This is a genomic window from Flavobacteriales bacterium, from assembly GCA_021739695.1.
In the GTDB taxonomy this organism is placed as follows: domain Bacteria; phylum Bacteroidota; class Bacteroidia; order UBA10329; family UBA10329; genus UBA10329.
Window position 1 is genome coordinate 18,603 of the sequence record JAIPBM010000002.1, and the last position, 17,587, is coordinate 36,189.

Below are 17,587 nucleotides of genomic sequence, written 5' to 3' on the forward strand. Positions count from 1 at the left end.
CGTGTCCAATTTCGTAGTTGTTGGAGAAGCCGAAGTTGATAGGATAATTGAAGTTGTCTTTCGCACTGCCAACATCAATTATTCAGAGTATTCAAGGGATTCAGTCACAAGAAGAATTCAGCGGGTCGTTGACCGCACTTCGTGTGTAAACGTTGATGAGCTCATTTTCAAAATTGAAAATGAAGCCGAGTACTTGGCATTTTTCCTGAACGAAATGACAGTGAACGTCACGGAAATGTTCCGCGACCCCAGTTTTTTTACTGTGATCCAAAATCACGTTATTCCTAAACTGTCCAAAAAGAATCCATTAAACATTTGGCATGCGGGCTGCAGCAGCGGAGAAGAAGTTTATTCGCTAGCCATTATGCTACATCAAGCAAACCTGCTCGAACGTTCAGACATTACTGCTACCGACATAAACCGGACTGTTTTAAAGCAAGCAGCTGCGGGAAAATACTCAACCGCCTCATTGGTTTCATTTCAACACAATTACGATCAGATTGACGGCAGTCATCCTCTTTCCGATTACTATTCTAAAGCAAATGGGAATGCCATTTTCAACGACTTCCTGAAAAATCGTTTGACTTTTCTTGAACACGACCTAGAGCAAGCGAAAATCATTGGAAAATTCGACCTTATAATGTGCAGAAACACGTTAATATATTTTCAAAAATCTCTTCAATCAAAAGTTATCCACTTGTTCAAAGAAAGTTTAACATCTGGCGGATACTTGTGCCTCGGCTCGAAGGAAAGTCTGATTTTTTCGGATGACCGATACGCCTTCGAAGTGGTTGATGCCAAGGAGAAAATCTACCGAAAAATCTAGGTCAACACTCATGGTTTGTATTCAAAATGAGTTCGGTAAAGTGAAAATCCTGTCCGCCAATTTGTCAAAACAAATGCTCCAAACACTCACTTTTGTCGTCATGTTGCATAATCGTAAAAATTGTACTTTAACCCCTTGATTTCAACCATGATTCAACCAGTCATAACATTGACTTTCCTAATCAACTTACTGACATGAAGCGAGCTTTACGCGAACTACTCTCATTCGGACTTCCACTAATTACGATACTTCTTCTTTCTACGGAAGGCCAAGCGCAGTGTCCCGTGGTCATCGATTCCATAGTCACAACCGATGTAACGTGCAGCGGGGCCAACGATGGTCAGATATGCATTTACGTGTCTGGTGGATTTCCCGATTACACCTACCAATTGTTCAATGGTCCATTGGTTCTTTCCTCAGGTCAACAAACGGCAACTAGCTATTGTTTCACTGGGCTTGGGTCCGGTGTTACAAACTATCAGGTAATTGTAGTTGGAGAAGATGGATCTGGAGGAAGCTGTCAGGCCGCCATCACATTTACTGTAATCAATGACCCACCACCGTTTAGCATTACGGTAAGCACAACAAATGACAGTTGTCCGGACGGGAACGTAGGAACAGCTGTGGTTGATGTAACCGGAGGTGTTGGCCCTTATACTTATTCATGGCTTCCATTTCCTGGCTCAACAGATTCAATTTTCGGATTAAATGGTGGCTCGTACAGTGTAGAAGTATCTGACGCTAATGGCTGTTCGCAAAGTGAACCATTCACCATTACTTCTCCTGCTGATTGGTCTGGTACGCTGACGCCAGATAACCCGATTTGCTTTGGCGGAACAGACGGACAAATAACTTCTTCAGGAATTACTGGAGGAACGCCTCCGTATACATTCTCATGGACAGGTACAGCGCAAACAACTGAAGACATAACTGGGCTTGCGGCCGGTCCATACACGCTTACCGTCACAGATGCTATCGGTTGTACGCATACCTTTCCAACAGTTGTTATTGTCGAACCTACTGAGATTTCAATCACTGAAACGCATCAAGACGTTTCATGTAACGGTTTGGTTGATGGATCAATCAACATCTCTGTTTCAGGTGGTGCTGGTGGATATACTTATTTGTGGTCTCCAGGCGGGGGTACATCTCAAGACACGTCTGGCTTGGCTCCAGGAACCTACACAGTGGTTGTTACCGATGCTGCTGGTTGCCAAAATTCTTTGGCTGTTGACATTTTAAATCCTGTGGTTCTAGTTCTGAATCCAGCAAGTACTGATGCTTCTTGCGGTGGGCTGTGTGATGGTTCCGTAAGCGTGTCTCCAACTGGAGGAACCTTGCCTTATACCTTCAGTTGGTCTCCAAATATCACCAACGGCCCAAGTTCTGTTTCAGTATGTGCTGGAACATATGACGTTGTTGTTACCGACAACAATGGTTGTCAGGAAACCGCATCTTTTACAATCACTGACAATCAGCTTCAGCTTAGCGTTGTTTCTACAGACATCAGTTGTAATGGATCTTGCGATGGAACTGCCACGGCAACTGTCACCGGAAACAACTCTCCATTTACTTATGATTGGCAGCCAGCCGGTGGAAATGCTTCTTCGGCCTCTAACCTGTGCGCGGGAAACTATACACTTACTGTAACAGACGGAACTGGTTGTTCAGTTGTCGAAAATTTCACCATCGTTGACGCTGACCCTATCGTTATCTCTCTTGCAGTTACGGATGTGAGTTGCGAGGGTGGTTCTGATGGTGCCATCGACCTTACCGTTTCCGGTGGCGTTGGCCCATACACCTACCAGTGGTATCCATTGGGTCAGACAACGGAGGATATAAATGGTCTTCCAGCCGGAGATTATTCGGTAGTGGTAACAGATGCAAATGGTTGTACGTCTAGTGCAGTAACGCTTGGTGGTGCCTTTACTGGAGGCACCTTGGCTTTGCCTGATGGAACTGGAGCTACTTACAATACAACCATTGCCATTACCGGATTCCCTTCAACAGGAACATTGACGGACATCAACGACTTCCAAGGAGTTTGTCTCACAATGGAGCATAGTTGGTTGAGCGATTTGGACATTGAACTTAGCTGTCCGAATGGGCAAACAGTTCTCCTTGAGGGTTCATTCCCAACTGGACAGACTGGCGCAAGCGTTTTCTTGGGTGATGCGAACGATAACGACAACGTCACACCTGTGAATGGCGTAGGTTTCCAATACTGCTGGACCAACACGCCAACCTATGGAACCATGGAATTTGAGGCTGGCATTGGCAACACGGTGACTGTGAGTCAAGGTCAAGCATTACCTGCTGGCGTTTATTCTTCAGTTGACCCACTTTCCGGTTTATTGGGCTGTCCACTTAACGGAGATTGGACAATTACGATTACCGACAACTTCGCTATTGATAATGGATTCATTTTCGACTGGAACATTGGCCTTAGCGGTGGTGGAAGCAACGATTCATTGGCAACAGTTAACGAACCTGGCCCAATTACAATTAACAGCAATGTCACCGAAGCTAATTGTGGTTCATGCGATGGTGCCGTGACAATTACTCCTGTTGGAGGCGCTGCACCATACACGTACCTATGGAACACTGGAGCCACTACGGCCACCATCACAAACCTATGCGCAGGTGTTTATAATGTCATTGTAACCGATGCGAATGGATGTACCGCGAACTTCTTCGTGCCTGTTGACCACATTGACGGTCCAACTGGAGCGAACACGGTTATCGTTGATGCTTCCTGTTTTGGTTCTTGCGATGGCGAGGCTACAGTAACGGGAATTGGTGGAACTGCTCCTTATACGTATCAATGGGTACCTGGAGGTTACAACACAAGTAACGTGACTGGATTATGTGCAGGAACGTATTTCGTTCAAATTCAGGATGCGTTGAATTGTATTTACACCGAACCAGTGACCATTGGCGAACCTGCGGAGATTCTCATAGGTCAAACGGTCATTAACTCAATTTGCGGCCAGTGCAACGGTCAGATCCAACTGACGCCTATTTCTGGCGTTGCACCTTTTACTTATTCTTGGTCGCCATCTGTTGGAACAGGAACGAATGCAACAGCTCTTTGTGCTGGGGTCTACAACATCACGGTTACTGACGGAACGGGCTGTTCTGAAGTTGTAACCTCGCTTGTTAACGACATTCCTTCAGCTACGATTACCATGACCGGGACTGATCCACTTTGTAACGACTCTTGTAATGGTCAGGTAATTGCAACACCAACTGGAGGCACTGCTCCGTTCAGCTACCTGTGGGATGACCCTTCTAACCAGACGGATTCAATTGCTACAGGATTATGCGAAGGACTTTATACTGTTACCCTGACAGATGCCAACGGTTGCGTTGCTGTTAATCAATTATCGCTCGTTCAGCCTGCTCCAATAGGACTTTCTATTCTTATCATTGATAACGGAACCTGCGCTGGAAATTGTGATGGCGCCATCACTGTTATTCCTTCTGGCGGAACCATTCCTTTCACCTATTTGTGGGACGATCCTTCCACACAGACAACTGCCACAGCTTCCAACCTATGTGCTGGCATTTACACCGTTGAGGTAACCGATGCTAATGGATGTACCGACATCACAACAGGTACTGTTAATAATCCTGTAGGATTTACAGCTAGTGCAGTTGGAACCGATGCAAGCTGCAACGGCACTTGCGATGGCGAGGCAACAGTATCTATCGTTGGTGGAACTGCTCCGTTCAGCTACCTGTGGGATGACCCATCTGGACAAACAACAGCTACTGCTGTTGGTCTATGTGCCGGTTCATACACGGTTACGGTAACAGATGCAAACAATTGCGATTTCATTGCACCAGTGACCATTGCCGAACCAGACCCTATCATCATTACGTTCTCAGGAATTGTTGATCTTCAATGTGACGGAATATGTATTGGAGAAGCAACAGCTGATGTAACGGGCGGTACAGGTCCATACACATATCTATGGGATGATGCTTTAGCTCAAACTACAGCAACAGCAACAGGCTTATGTGCAAGCACCTATACGGTAACAGTTACAGACGCTAATGGATGTGTGGCTTCTCAAAGCGTTACTATTTCGGGACCGAACGGACTTTCTTCAAGTGTTACAAGTTCTACCAACGCGCTTTGCTTTAGCCAGTGTAACGGTTCTGCTACAGTTACGCCAACTGGCGGTACTGCACCATATACGTACCAGTGGAACGACCCAAGTAACCAGACCACTGCTACGGCAACTGGCCTTTGTGCTGGGACTTACAGCGTGGTGGTTACAGATGCCAACGGATGTATCTCTACGTCAACAGTCATTATCACAGAACCTCAATTACTTGTAGCCAACACTACCGCCAATGACGTTAGTTGTTTTGGTGAGTGTGATGGTACTACTAGTGTATTCGTTACGGGAGGTACTCCTCCGTACACATATCAATGGAATGATCCAAATAACCAAACTACGGTAACTGCTACAGGCCTTTGTGCTGGAACCTATACCATTTCGGTAACTGGAAGTAACGGTTGTGTGGCAACTGCTACAGAGACCATCTTTCAACCACCAACTCCTGTTGCTATCGATACGGTAGTTACAGACGCTACCTGCGGTGTTTGCAATGGCGAAATAGAAGTGATTCCTAATGGTGGTGTTCCTCCTTACACGGTTCTTTGGGGAGATGGTCAAACAACAACAACTGTTACTGGTCTTTGTCCTGGTATTCATACCGTGGATGTGACCGATGCTACTGGGTGTACGCAGAATTTTGACATTGCAGTAAGCAACACAAGTGGACCTACAGGCGCTACAGTAGCAAGCACAGATGCTTCTTGTTTTGGTGTTTGCGATGGCGAAGCTGCAGTGACACCGATAGGTGGTGTTCCTCCTTATACCTACCTATGGGTTCCTGGTGGACAAACGACTTCTTCTGTTACAGGTCTGTGTGCCGGATCGTACAACGTTCAGATCAGCGACTCTTTGGGCTGTATCTATACCCAGCTTGTAATCATAAATGAGCCGCCACAGATAAACGGTAACGCCAATACAACTCAAGCTACCTGCGGTCAGTGTAATGGTGAAATTGCCCTTTCAACAACAGGTGGAGATGGTGGACCTTATACCTATGTATGGTCTCCTAACGTATCTGTGAATGAAACGGCATCTGCTCTTTGTGCAGGCATCTATGCAGTTACTATCACTGATGGAAGTGGCTGCGAAACAGTAGAAACCATTCCAGTAAGCAACATTGATGGACCGGTGGTAACCGTTTCATCTACCGATGCAACTTGCGATGGAACATGTGACGGAACGGCTTCTGTTCTGATCAACGGAGGTACTGCGCCATTTACCATTCTTTGGGACGATCCGAGTGCGCAGACCAATGCCTTGGCCACAGGCCTTTGTGCTGGCACCTATAACGTAACAGTAACGGATGCTAACGGATGCCAATCTACTCAACAAGTGGTGATAGATGCTCCAGACCCGATCTCGTTAAGCCTTCAATTGGTTACAGATGCTACCTGTCCGGGCGCATGTGATGGAACAGGAACCATTATCGCTTCTGGTGGAACCTTACCATACACCTATTCTTGGTCTCCAAGTGGAGGCACAGCTTCAACTGCTACCGGTCTTTGCGCAGGTTCTTACACAGTTATTGTGACAGACGCCAATGGTTGCACAGCTACAGAAACAGTTGTTGTGGATGAACCACCTGTCATTGTTATCAACACGAACACCTTGGATCCAACATGTTCTGGTCTTTGCGATGGTGAAGCATACGCTGATGCCACTGGCGGTTCTGGCGGATTCACTTATCAGTGGAACGACCTTGCCAATACAACTAACGATACCGTTGTAGGGCTTTGTGCAGGAACTTACACCGTAGTTGTAACTGATCTTGCTGGTTGTACGGAATCGACAGATGTGACGATCAACGATCCAGCTCCTATCACCGTAACAATTACTCCAGAGTCGGTTACGTGCTTTGGAAATTGTGATGGTTCTGCTGTAGCAGTGGCCGTGGGCGGAAATGCTCCATACACATATCAATGGAACGACCCTGCTTCTACTGTAAATGATACTGTGACAGGCCTTTGTGCAGGAATTTACGGATTGGTTGTAACGGATTCACTTGGATGTACTACCACGTCTTCAACAGTTATCACTGAGCCATTCCCTCTCACATTGCTTGACTCCGTTCAGAATATCACTTGCGGTGGTTCTTGCGATGGAATTGCAGGAGTGCTTGTACAAGGAGGAACGGGTCCGTACGACTACCAATGGAATGACCCAAGTAATCAGACCACACCGCTCATTTTTGGTCTGTGTGCTGGAACCTACCAAGTGGTGGTGACCGATGCCAATGGTTGCTCTGACTCTACCAGTGTAACCATCATTGAACCAGCAGAGCTTGATGCACAGGTTTCTGTTCAGAACCCAACATGTGGTGGTGTTTGCGATGGTGAAGCTACGGTTACACCAATTGGTGGAACAGGACCATTCACTGTGCTTTGGTTGCCAGGACTTGAGTCTACTAACACCATCACTGGTCTTTGTGCAGGCTCATACACGGTTATCGTGGTAGATGCTTCTGGATGTTCTGACACGACTACCATTAACTTGACTGAACCACCGGTACTTACTGCCGATATCACCTCCACTACACAAGTACTTTGTGCTTCTGGATGTATTGGTGAGGCAACAGTAACAGCTGCTGGAGGAACGCCTCCATTCACATATGCTTGGAACACGAGCCCAGTACAGACAACAAGTACTGCAACGGGACTATGTGTTGGTATCTGGGCAGTGACAGTGACGGATGATATAGGTTGTTCAGCAAATGCTGTTGCGGTTATTTCCGATTCGGCTGCGTTAACTGCAACTATTCCTATCTCTACGCAAGTAACCTGCAACGGTGCATGCGATGGAACAGCTACTGTGTTTGCTAATGGCGGTGTAGGTCCTTACTCTTATTCTTGGGACGATCCGAACTTCCAATCTACCCAGACCATCACTGGTCTTTGTCCTGGAGTGTATACCGTTACAGTAACCGATTCTCAATCTCCAGCTTGTACTACACAGGCTACGGTCATTATTGTAGAACCATTGACCTTGACCCTTACTGCTACAGCAACAGATGTAAGCTGCGGCACCGACTGCGATGGCGTTGGAACAGCTATTCCACTCGGTGGAACTCCTCCTTACGTAGTTACATGGAACGACCCAAGCGGACTAGGCACCAACCTTTGTGTTGGAACTTACACAGCTACTGTAACCGATGCTAATGGTTGTACGGCACTTGCAAGCGCCACGGTAAATGGTCTACCAGCAATTGTTTCGAATGCAACAAGCGTTGCTTCTAGCTGTAGCAATATTGCTGATGGTTCCATCAACCTAACGGTTGTAGGAGGTGTACCAGGCTACAGTTTCGACTGGAGCCCTGGTGGTGCAAACACAGAAGACCTGAATAACGTGATATTCGGTGCTTACACAGTAGTAATTACGGATGCAACTGGTTGTTCTATTACGGCCACTTACAGCGTGGGTACGCTAGTAAACATAAACGCTGATGCTGGTCCGGATGATACGGTTTGCGTGGCAACACCGATCGTGCTGAACGGTTTTGGTGGCGGAACGTACCTGTGGAGTCCATCCACTACATTGAGTGACCCAACGATCTCCGATCCGACTGCCACTCCTTCTGATACCACCACCTACTATTTGACGGTGTCCATCGGAGCATGTACAGATGTGGATTCGGTTACCATCTACACCTACGGAATTCCTCCTGTTGATGGTGGAAACGATGTACAGATTCCAACGGGTGGTTCTATCGGTCTGAACGCCAATGGTGTTGTTACTGGTTGGACCTACAGCTGGGAACCTGCTGATTTCTTGGATAACCCAGACATCACCAACCCTACGGCTAGTCCAGATGAGACAACCATGTTCTACGTAACAGTGGTGGATGCCAATGGATGTTCTAGCACTGACTCAGTGCTGGTTGAAGTCTTACCTGGAATCGTATTCCCTGACGGTATATCGCCTAATGGTGATGGTATCAACGATACTTGGATCATCGACAACATTGAACTATTCCAAGATGCGATTGTGGAAGTTTACAACCGATGGGGACAACAGTTGTTCCAATCAGCGCCCGGATATCCTATTCCATGGGACGGACGCTTCAAAGGAAAAGACCTTCCTGTAGGCACCTATTATTACGTAATCCATTCAGTGAATTTTGCTGAGCCATTCACAGGGCCTATCACTATAATTAGATGATGATGAAGAGACTTCTATACATATCAACCCTTTTTCTGGGCTTGTCGTTCTCGTCTTACGGACAGCAGATACCGCAGTACAGCCAGTACATGCTGAACGACTATATCCTGAATCCGGCAACTACCGGACAGTATGACTATTGGGAAGTGAAATCGAATAATCGCCTTAATTGGATAGGCATTACCGATGCTCCTCGAACCTTCATACTTTCTGCTCACGGGCCCTTCAAGAAGTATAATATGGGCATGGGCGGTTCGGTGTTTGCCGACATTACCGGGCCAACCAGCCGTGTAGGGTTCTACCTATCGTATGCCTATCACCTAAAACTTTCCAAATCATTGAAATTGGGGATGGGATTGAGCTTCGGACTTTTACAGTATCGTATTGATGGTACCAAGGTTACGCTTCGTGAGAACGGTGACCCAGTATTCCCGAACCAAGTAATGACGGTGTATACGGCAGATGCAACCTTTGGTCTGAATCTGAAACACAAGAACTTCAACTTCGGTATCTCATTACCACAATTGATCGGCAACAACCTTAAGTTCTTGGAGAACCAAACAGATCCGCAAAGCAAATTGGCCAGACATTACATGGCCATGGGTGGTTATACTTTCCATGTGGGCGATTTTGGCATCATGCCAAACCTCTTGGTGAAATACGTTTATCCAGCTCCTGTGCAGCTTGATTTTGGACTGAAGTTAGATTGGAGAGACCAGTTTTGGCTTGGGGCTTCATACCGCCACAAGGATGCCGTATCTTTTATGGGAGGAGTTACCGTGAAGGATTATCTTGTGATTGCCTACAGCTACGATATGACCACCTCTAACTTGCGCAACTATTCAAGCGGTTCGCATGAATTGATGATCGGTGTACGTTTCAGACCATGGAAGAAAGTGGCCACCGAAAGCACGGAAGCCGCTCCTGCTGGAGAGAGCGAATAATTAAATTACTCATGATATTTAAAAGGCTCACTTAATCGTGAGCCTTTTCATTTTGAAGCAATTAACATTCTTTGATATGTTGGAGCAAATGTTCCGACCTTTGGGCCGTTCGTCTACCAACCAACACAGACCGGATTGTCCATCTTAAAAAAGCTAGCAGGTCAGACAGCCATTTATGGAATAAGCTCCATAGTGGCGCGGTTCTTCAATTACCTGGTGGTTCCACTTCACACCGCAGTGTTTGTGCCGCAGCAATACGGCATCATTACCGAGATGTACGCCTATGTGGCCTTCCTCATTGTGCTGCTCACCTATGGAATGGAAACGGCCTACTTCCGTTTTTCCACCAAAGAAGGGTTTACGCCTAATGGTATCTTCTCCACGGTGCTCAGCTCCTTGGTAAGCAGCACGGGCCTCTTCATTCTTATGGCCATCATGTTTGCCCAGCCCATTGCCGACTGGCTCCTATATCCCGACAATAAGGAATACGTGGTGTGGTTCGCCATCATCGTGGGGCTCGATGCGGTTTCGTCCATTCCACTGGCGCGACTACGTACCGAGAACAAGGCCAAGACCTTTGCAGGCATCAACATTGCCAATGTGCTGGTATACGTGGGTTTGAACCTCTTTTACCTCAGCTATTGCCTGCCCTTGGTGGCCTCAGGTGGCGGAAACTGGCTTACCGATACCTTCTACTACCCAAGCACAGGCGTAGGCTATGTGTTCATTGCCAACCTTATTGCCAGTATCGTCAAGTTCCTACTGCTGGCCCCAACCATGTTGCGCGGACTCACCAAGCCGCAGCTCACCCTGCTCAAACCCATGCTCATCTATTCGCTGCCTTTGTTGGTGGCAGGTTTGGCAGGCATGATGAACGAAATGTTCGACCGTGTGATGCTGAAACGCCTACTCTATCCCATTTTGGGCGAGGATGGCGCCATGTACCAACTAGGCATCTATGGTGCCTGCTACAAGCTCTCCATCGTTATCAGCCTCATGATTCAGGCCTTCCGCTATGCGGCCGAACCTTTCTTTTTCTCGCAGGAGAAAGAAGAAGGAAGCCGTGCCCTCTATGCCAAGATCATGACCTTCTTTGTATGGGTGCTGGCCGGAACTTTCCTGATGGTGATGCTCTACATCGACCTTTTCAAGCACTTTATTCCGAATGAGGAATACTGGGTGGGCCTTAAAGTCGTTCCTATCCTTCTCATGGCAAACATCTTCCTCGGCATCTATTACAATCAGTCGGTGTGGTACAAACTCAGCGAAAAGACATCCTTTGGCGCGGGTCTCGCCATCTTCGGGGCCATCATTACCCTGGTACTCAACATGCTTTTTATACCCAAATACGGCTACATGGCATCGGCCTGGGCCACCTTTGCCTGTTACGGTTCCATGATGGTGGTGTCTTACCTGTTGGGCAAAAAATACTACCCGGTTCCTTACGAAGTGGGCAAGGTGGCCGCCATGATCGGAGGCTCGGTGCTCCTCTATTGGGCAAGTGCAACGCTGCACGTGTCCGAAATGCCTTACGGCTTCCTGCTCAATGGGCTTTTCCTCTTGACCTATGCCGCATTTTCGCTGGTCTTACTCCGCCCCAATTTTAAGTAGTTTTGCAGCGCTTTTTGAGAACAGAGAAGGGAATGGAAGTACTGATCATTAATGCTTCAGACCACGCACTGCCGCACTACGAAACGGAGCTTTCGGCAGGTATGGACCTGCGCGCCAACATTGCAGAAGACATTGAACTGAAAAGCCTTGAGCGCGCACTCATACCAACGGGTCTTTTTATCGCATTGCCTAAGGGAACAGAAGCGCAGATCCGCCCACGAAGCGGTCTCGCCTACAAGCACGGGCTAACGGTGCTTAATTCTCCGGGAACCATCGATGCCGATTACCGTGGCGAAGTAAAAGTGCTGCTCGTAAACCTTTCCAATGAAGCCTTTGTTGTGAAGAACGGAGAGCGCATTGCGCAGATGGTAGTTGCCAAGCACGAACAGGTGCAATGGTCAGAAGTAACAACATTGGATGAGACCGTGCGTGGTGCCGGAGGATTCGGACATACTGGAAAGCATTGAGTAGATTCCTTCACATAGCATTGATCATCCTGCTGACGATTTCCGTCAGCGCTGCTTTTGGGCAGCGTAAGAAGAAGAAGAAGGAAAAGGAGCTGAGCTATGATGACAACCGAAAGATAACCGAGCTCTTCATAGACGCCAACAAGCAGAAGATGTTGGGCAATTATGAAGATGCAGCTGCGCTCTACCACGATTGCATCAAGATATCTGCAGATCATGCGGCCTCTTACTACGAACTGGCCAACCTACTCACCACCAGCGACCACGTGGCCGAGGCCCTGCCCTTCGCACAACGGGCAATGGAACTGGACCCCGCGAACGAATGGTACGCGCTTTTTACCGCCAACATCTTACTTGGGGTGAACGATTATCAATCGGCTGCCAAGATCTACGAGGATCTTACCGAACGCTATCCGACCAAGGTCGATTACCGCTACGAACTGGCCACTTCTTACCTCTACCTCAATAAATTGCAACCTGCCATTGATGCCTACAATAAGATTGAGGAGCAAATGGGTGTGAATGAGGAGATTTCGGTTCAGAAAGAAAAGATCTACCTGCAAATGGACCGCTTAGATGATGCGGTGAAGGAACTTGAGAAGCTGATTGAGAATTTCCCAGGAGAGCAACGCTATTTGGGCATGTTGGCAGAGGTGTATACAGCCAACGACATGCTCGATAAGGCTTTTGATGTCTACGAACGGATGTCGAAGAACAATCCAGAAGACCCGATCCTGCATCTCAACCTTGCAGAATATCATCGAAAGAAAAAAGACTACGAAGCTTCGTTTATTGAACTGAAAAAAGCCTTTGCAAGTCCCAGTCTAAACATCGACAACAAGATTCAGGTGATGATGTCGTACTACAACCTCACCGAAGGAGATGATAAACTGCTGTCTCAAGCTTACGAACTGTTGGATCTGCTTACCACCGCCCATCCAACCGATGCGAAAGCCTTTGCTATGAAGGCCGATTTCCTGCTGCGCGATGGTAGACTGAAAGAATCGCGCGATTCGTTTTACGAAACCGTCAAATTGGACAGTAGCCGGTTCATGGTTTGGAGTCAGCTGATAAACACCAGCTACGAACTCCGCGATTTTACTGCCATGGAGGCCGACAGTAAAGTGGCCATGGAGCTTTTCCCGAATCAGGGTTCGCTTTATCTGATGAACGGTATTGCCAATAATGCCTTGAAGGATTACAACCAAGCCGCTGCTGCGCTCTCTGTAGGCGAGGTTTTCACCCGATCAGACACGTACTTGAACGTTCAACTGCTATCCGTGCTTGCCGATGTATACAATAACATGAAGCAGTACAACGAGTCGGATGATGCCTTCGAAAAGGCCATCAAGAAAGACCCGAACAATCCGCTTATCCTGAACAACTACAGCTACTTCCTTTCGCTGCGCAACGAGAACTTGCAACGAGCAGAGGAAATGTCGAAGAAATCGAATCTCCTACAACCACGCCAAGCTTCTTACGAAGACACCTACGCATGGATCCTGTATCAGCAAGGAAAGTTCGAATCGGCTTTGGAGTGGATCCTAAAGGCCATGGAGCATGGCGGTAGTCAAAGCGGTGTGATCATTGAGCATTATGCCGACATCCTATATAAGATGGGCGAGACAACGAAAGCGATGGAAGAATGGAAACGAGCCTTGGAATTGGGCGACCACAGCGATGAGCTGCTAGACAAGATTGAAGGAAAAAAACTTCCATGATGATGAATTCGTTCCGATCATTGATCCTTTTTGGGCTGTTGCTAAGCTTCGCGCTAAGCAGCTGCAAAACCTTCCAACCCCTTGCTGGAAGTTCAGCGCTCCCTGCCTTAGATGCTGAGGCCATACTCGATTCAACTTTCCGCAAAAGTCAGTTCAACTACCTCAGCGCAAAGATCAACGTAACCTATCAGACAGAGAACGACACGAAGAACTTTTCCGTTCGGGCAAGGCTCAAGAAAGACAGCGTGATCTGGTTGTCCGTTACTCCGGCCATGGGCATCGAGGTGTTCCGTCTTTGTCTCACACCCGATTCAGTCAAAATGCTGAACCGGATGGATCAGAAATTCATTACCAGTACCTTTGAAGAAGCAAACGAACTGCTGAAACTGAAAGAGGATTTCAGCGTCATTCAATCGGTCCTTACAGGCGCGTTCACCAAGGTCTATGATATGAGCGATTACGCTTCATCCATCGTTGGAGACCATTATGTGCTAGCGGCCAATCCATCGGAAGTAAATCCCGAAAAGGCTGCTTCTCCTATAGAACATATCAGCGATATCTCTCCGCAGAATTGGCGCGTAACCAAAACCTTTTTGAACAGCGAGGCTACCGGAGATCAAATAGTGGCCACCTATGGAGGATTTGAGCCGGTGGGTACCATGATGTTTCCAACCGAAATGCAATTCAACCTTCAAGGAAAAGGAAAGCTGAGCATTGAGCTGAAATGGTCGAAGGTGGAAGAAAGTGATTCCCTCAAGTTCCCATTCAACATCCCAAACAAGTACGTTGCGTATTAGTCGCTACATAGCCGCGTTGGTTTTTGTGCTGATGGGCCATTGGGCCATCGCGCAGAACAAGACCGAACTCGAACAACAGAAAAAACAGCTGTTGAAAGACATTGAGTTCACCAATAAGCTGCTGAACGAAACAGAGGCGAACAAGAAAGCCACGCTCAACGAGTTGAATCTGCTAAGCACCAAGATCAACAAGCGGCAGCAACTCATCAATACCATTCTTCGCGAAGTAGATTTTATCGAAGCGCAGATAGACGAGACCAAAGGCGTAGTAAAATCGTTGGAAGACGACCTGAAACGATTGAAGGACGAGTACGCCCAGATGCTCTATCATGCCTACAAGAATCAGAGTCAGTACGACCGTCTGATGTTCATTCTTTCTTCGGAAGATTTCAATCAGGCCTACAAGCGCGTCAAGTATTTTCAGCAGTATGCCAAGCACCGCCAGCAGCAAGTAGAAGCAATTGATGCTACGCGCAAAGCCTTGGAGTCGCGCACAGAGGAACTGGCCGATAAGAAGTTGAAAATGGCCTATCTGGTAGAGGACAAGGAGAAAGAGAAGATCCAACTCTCTACCGAAAAGGAAGAGCAGGACAAAATGGTCATATCGCTTAAGCAGAAGGAAGGTCAACTCCGAAAAGACCTGAAGGTGAAAGAGCGTGATGCCAAGAAACTGGAAAGCGCCATTGCGCGGATCATTGAAGAGGAGATTCGTAAAGCAAAAGCAAAAGCGGCAAAAGACAATACCACAACTACCACCAAGTCGGGGTTTGCGCTTACCCCAAAGGAATTGGAGCTTTCGGGCCAATTCAGTGGCGATATCGGCAAACTACCTTGGCCTTCAGAACGCGGAATCATCACTTCAACATTCGGAGAGCATGCGCACCCAACCCTGCGGGACATTAAGATCGAGAACAACGGTATTGACATTACCACCGACAAGGACACGAAAGCGCGCGCTGTATACGAAGGAACTGTTTCGGCTGTTGTATCCATACCTGGTGCACACAAAGCGGTTATTCTGCGGCATGGCGAATTCCTGAGCGTATACGCTAACTTAGAAGATGTGCTGGTGAAAATGGGCGATAAAGTGAGCGTTAAGCAGGATCTTGGTTCGGTAGTTACCAGCCGCGAAGACGGAAAGACCATTCTCCACTTTGAGATATGGAAAGGCGCTATGAAACTCGATCCTTCCAAATGGATCGTGAGTAAAAAATAAATACCTTTGACCACATGAAAATCGGCTCCATTCTTCTCTCTTTTGTAGGCCCACAGGAAGTCATCATCATCCTGATCATTGTTCTTCTTCTGTTCGGAGGGAAAAAAATTCCTGAACTGATGAAAGGTCTTGGAAAAGGCATCAAGGAATTCAAGGATGCTTCTAAGGGTGAAGAGAACGACAGAATTTCTGAAAAGAAAGATTAAGCCCTGACCATTTATTGAATGGCCAATATTGCTTCCTATCATCAAGCGCTTAAAAACGGTTCAACCACAGTAAGAAAAACGGTTGAGGCTTTTTTGGCACAAATTGCCCAAACCAGCGAACTGAATGCATATTTGGCTGTATATGCCGATGATGCCTTGGCCGCTGCCGATGCCGTTGACAAAAAGATCGCTTCCGGAACAGCCGGACGTTTGGCGGGAGTTGTAGTGGGAATTAAGGACAACATCTGTTACGAAGGTCATGGCGTGCAAGGCGCTAGCAAGATCCTCACAGGCTTCGAATCGCTTTATAGTGCCACTGCGGTGGAAAAACTATTGGCTGCAGATGCCATTATCATAGGTAGACTGAACTGCGATGAGTTTGCGATGGGAAGTTCGAACGAGAACTCCGCATTCGGAAACGTATTGAACCCGATCGATCGATCAAGGGTACCTGGTGGGTCTTCTGGTGGTTCGGCTGTGGCTGTAGCTGCCGATCTGTGTCATGTATCTCTTGGTTCTGAAACGGGTGGTTCGGTGCGGCAACCTGCTTCTTTTTGTGGCATTGTGGGTGTGAAGCCTACCTATGGTCGTGTTTCGCGGCATGGACTGTTGGCCTTTGCCTCCAGCTTTGATCAAATAGGCGTTTTCGGCAAAACGGTGGAAGATGCTTCGTTGGTTTTGGAAGTCATATCGGGCAATGATGGTTTTGACAGTACTGCATCTAGTAAAGCGGTGCCTAGCTTTGAGCCGAAACCCCTTAGCACCAAGAAATTCGCGTATCTGAAAGAGTGTTTGGAAAGCGATGCGATTGACGCAAGCATCAAAGTGCGGTTTTTGGCCGTGGTGGATAAACTGAAAGCCCAAGGGCACACGGTGGATGCAGTGGATTTTCCGATTCTGGACTATTTGATACCAACCTATTACGTTCTTACTATGGCCGAAGCCTCTTCGAACCTATCGCGCTATGATGGTATGCGCTACGGATACCGAAGCGAGAAGGCAACAGACCTCGAAAGCACCTACAAACTATCTCGATCGGAAGGTTTTGGAACCGAAGTGAAGCGCAGGATCATGTTGGGGACCTTCGTGCTTTCTGCCGGATACTACGATGCCTACTACGGCAAGGCGCAGAAGGTGAGAAGACTGCTGAAGAACACTACGGAACAATTGTTTGCCTATTATGATCTGTTATTATCTCCTACCACGCCTGACGTGGCCTTCAAATTCGGAGAGAACACAGACGACCCGATAAAGATGTACCTCGAAGACATTTACACGGTATTTGCCAACTTGGTAGGAATTCCGGCCATATCTGTGCCGGTGGGTGAGAAGGACGGCCTTCCTTTTGGAATTCAGTTAATGGCCAATCGCTTTGAGGAACCGCAGATGTTTGCTGGAGCAAAACAGATAATGGAGGACTGGGCTGTTTGATGTTCCGTCTTTTTGGACTGTTACCATAATTACCAGAAGCTTTATTTGATCGTATGATGCGCCCCGGGCCGGCCGTGCGTTAA

Annotated in this window: 10 protein-coding genes; all 10 read left to right on the forward strand. The window is 47.5% G+C overall.

Going from position 1 to position 17,587, the window contains the following annotated elements:
* Window position 1: 1 nt before the first annotated feature.
* The 10 genes from K9J17_01360 (at window position 2) to gatA (ending at window position 17,504) form a co-directional block, all read left to right on the forward strand.
* A complete protein-coding gene (locus tag K9J17_01360) occupies window positions 2–826 on the forward strand; it encodes a protein-glutamate O-methyltransferase CheR (GenBank protein MCF8275353.1) in 825 nt (274 codons plus the stop codon).
* Between the two features lie 194 nt (window positions 827–1,020).
* The gene (locus K9J17_01365) at window positions 1,021–9,111 is read left to right on the forward strand and encodes a gliding motility-associated C-terminal domain-containing protein (protein ID MCF8275354.1); all 8,091 of its coding nucleotides are present in this window, start codon (window positions 1,021–1,023) and stop codon (window positions 9,109–9,111) included.
* A gap of 2 nt (window positions 9,112–9,113) precedes the next feature.
* Window positions 9,114–10,055 carry a type IX secretion system membrane protein PorP/SprF gene (locus tag K9J17_01370; GenBank protein ID MCF8275355.1) on the forward strand — a complete coding sequence of 314 codons (942 nt, stop codon included), beginning with the start codon at window positions 9,114–9,116 and terminating at the stop codon, window positions 10,053–10,055.
* A gap of 135 nt (window positions 10,056–10,190) precedes the next feature.
* A complete protein-coding gene (locus K9J17_01375; GenBank protein ID MCF8275356.1) occupies window positions 10,191–11,666 on the forward strand; it encodes a polysaccharide biosynthesis C-terminal domain-containing protein in 1,476 nt (491 codons plus the stop codon).
* Between the two features lie 32 nt (window positions 11,667–11,698).
* Window positions 11,699–12,133, forward strand: coding sequence for a dUTP diphosphatase (gene dut / locus K9J17_01380; GenBank protein MCF8275357.1), 435 nt, complete (start codon window positions 11,699–11,701; stop codon window positions 12,131–12,133).
* Entirely contained in the window at window positions 12,130–13,854 is a 1,725-nt protein-coding gene (locus tag K9J17_01385) for a tetratricopeptide repeat protein (protein ID MCF8275358.1), read from the forward strand. Before dut ends, K9J17_01385 begins: the two co-directional genes overlap by 4 nt.
* Window positions 13,855–13,856: 2 nt before the next feature.
* Window positions 13,857–14,651 carry a DUF4292 domain-containing protein gene (locus tag K9J17_01390; protein MCF8275359.1) on the forward strand — a complete coding sequence of 265 codons (795 nt, stop codon included), beginning with the start codon at window positions 13,857–13,859 and terminating at the stop codon, window positions 14,649–14,651.
* Entirely contained in the window at window positions 14,641–15,867 is a 1,227-nt protein-coding gene (locus tag K9J17_01395; GenBank protein ID MCF8275360.1) for a peptidoglycan DD-metalloendopeptidase family protein, read from the forward strand. The genes K9J17_01390 and K9J17_01395 overlap by 11 nt, the downstream gene beginning before the upstream one ends.
* Before the next feature lie 14 nt (window positions 15,868–15,881).
* Window positions 15,882–16,073, forward strand: a complete 192-nt coding sequence (locus K9J17_01400; GenBank protein MCF8275361.1) for a twin-arginine translocase TatA/TatE family subunit — start codon at window positions 15,882–15,884, stop codon at window positions 16,071–16,073.
* Window positions 16,074–16,091: 18 nt separating this feature from the next.
* Window positions 16,092–17,504 carry an Asp-tRNA(Asn)/Glu-tRNA(Gln) amidotransferase subunit GatA gene (gatA, locus tag K9J17_01405; GenBank protein ID MCF8275362.1) on the forward strand — a complete coding sequence of 471 codons (1,413 nt, stop codon included), beginning with the start codon at window positions 16,092–16,094 and terminating at the stop codon, window positions 17,502–17,504.
* Window positions 17,505–17,587 lie beyond the last annotated feature (83 nt).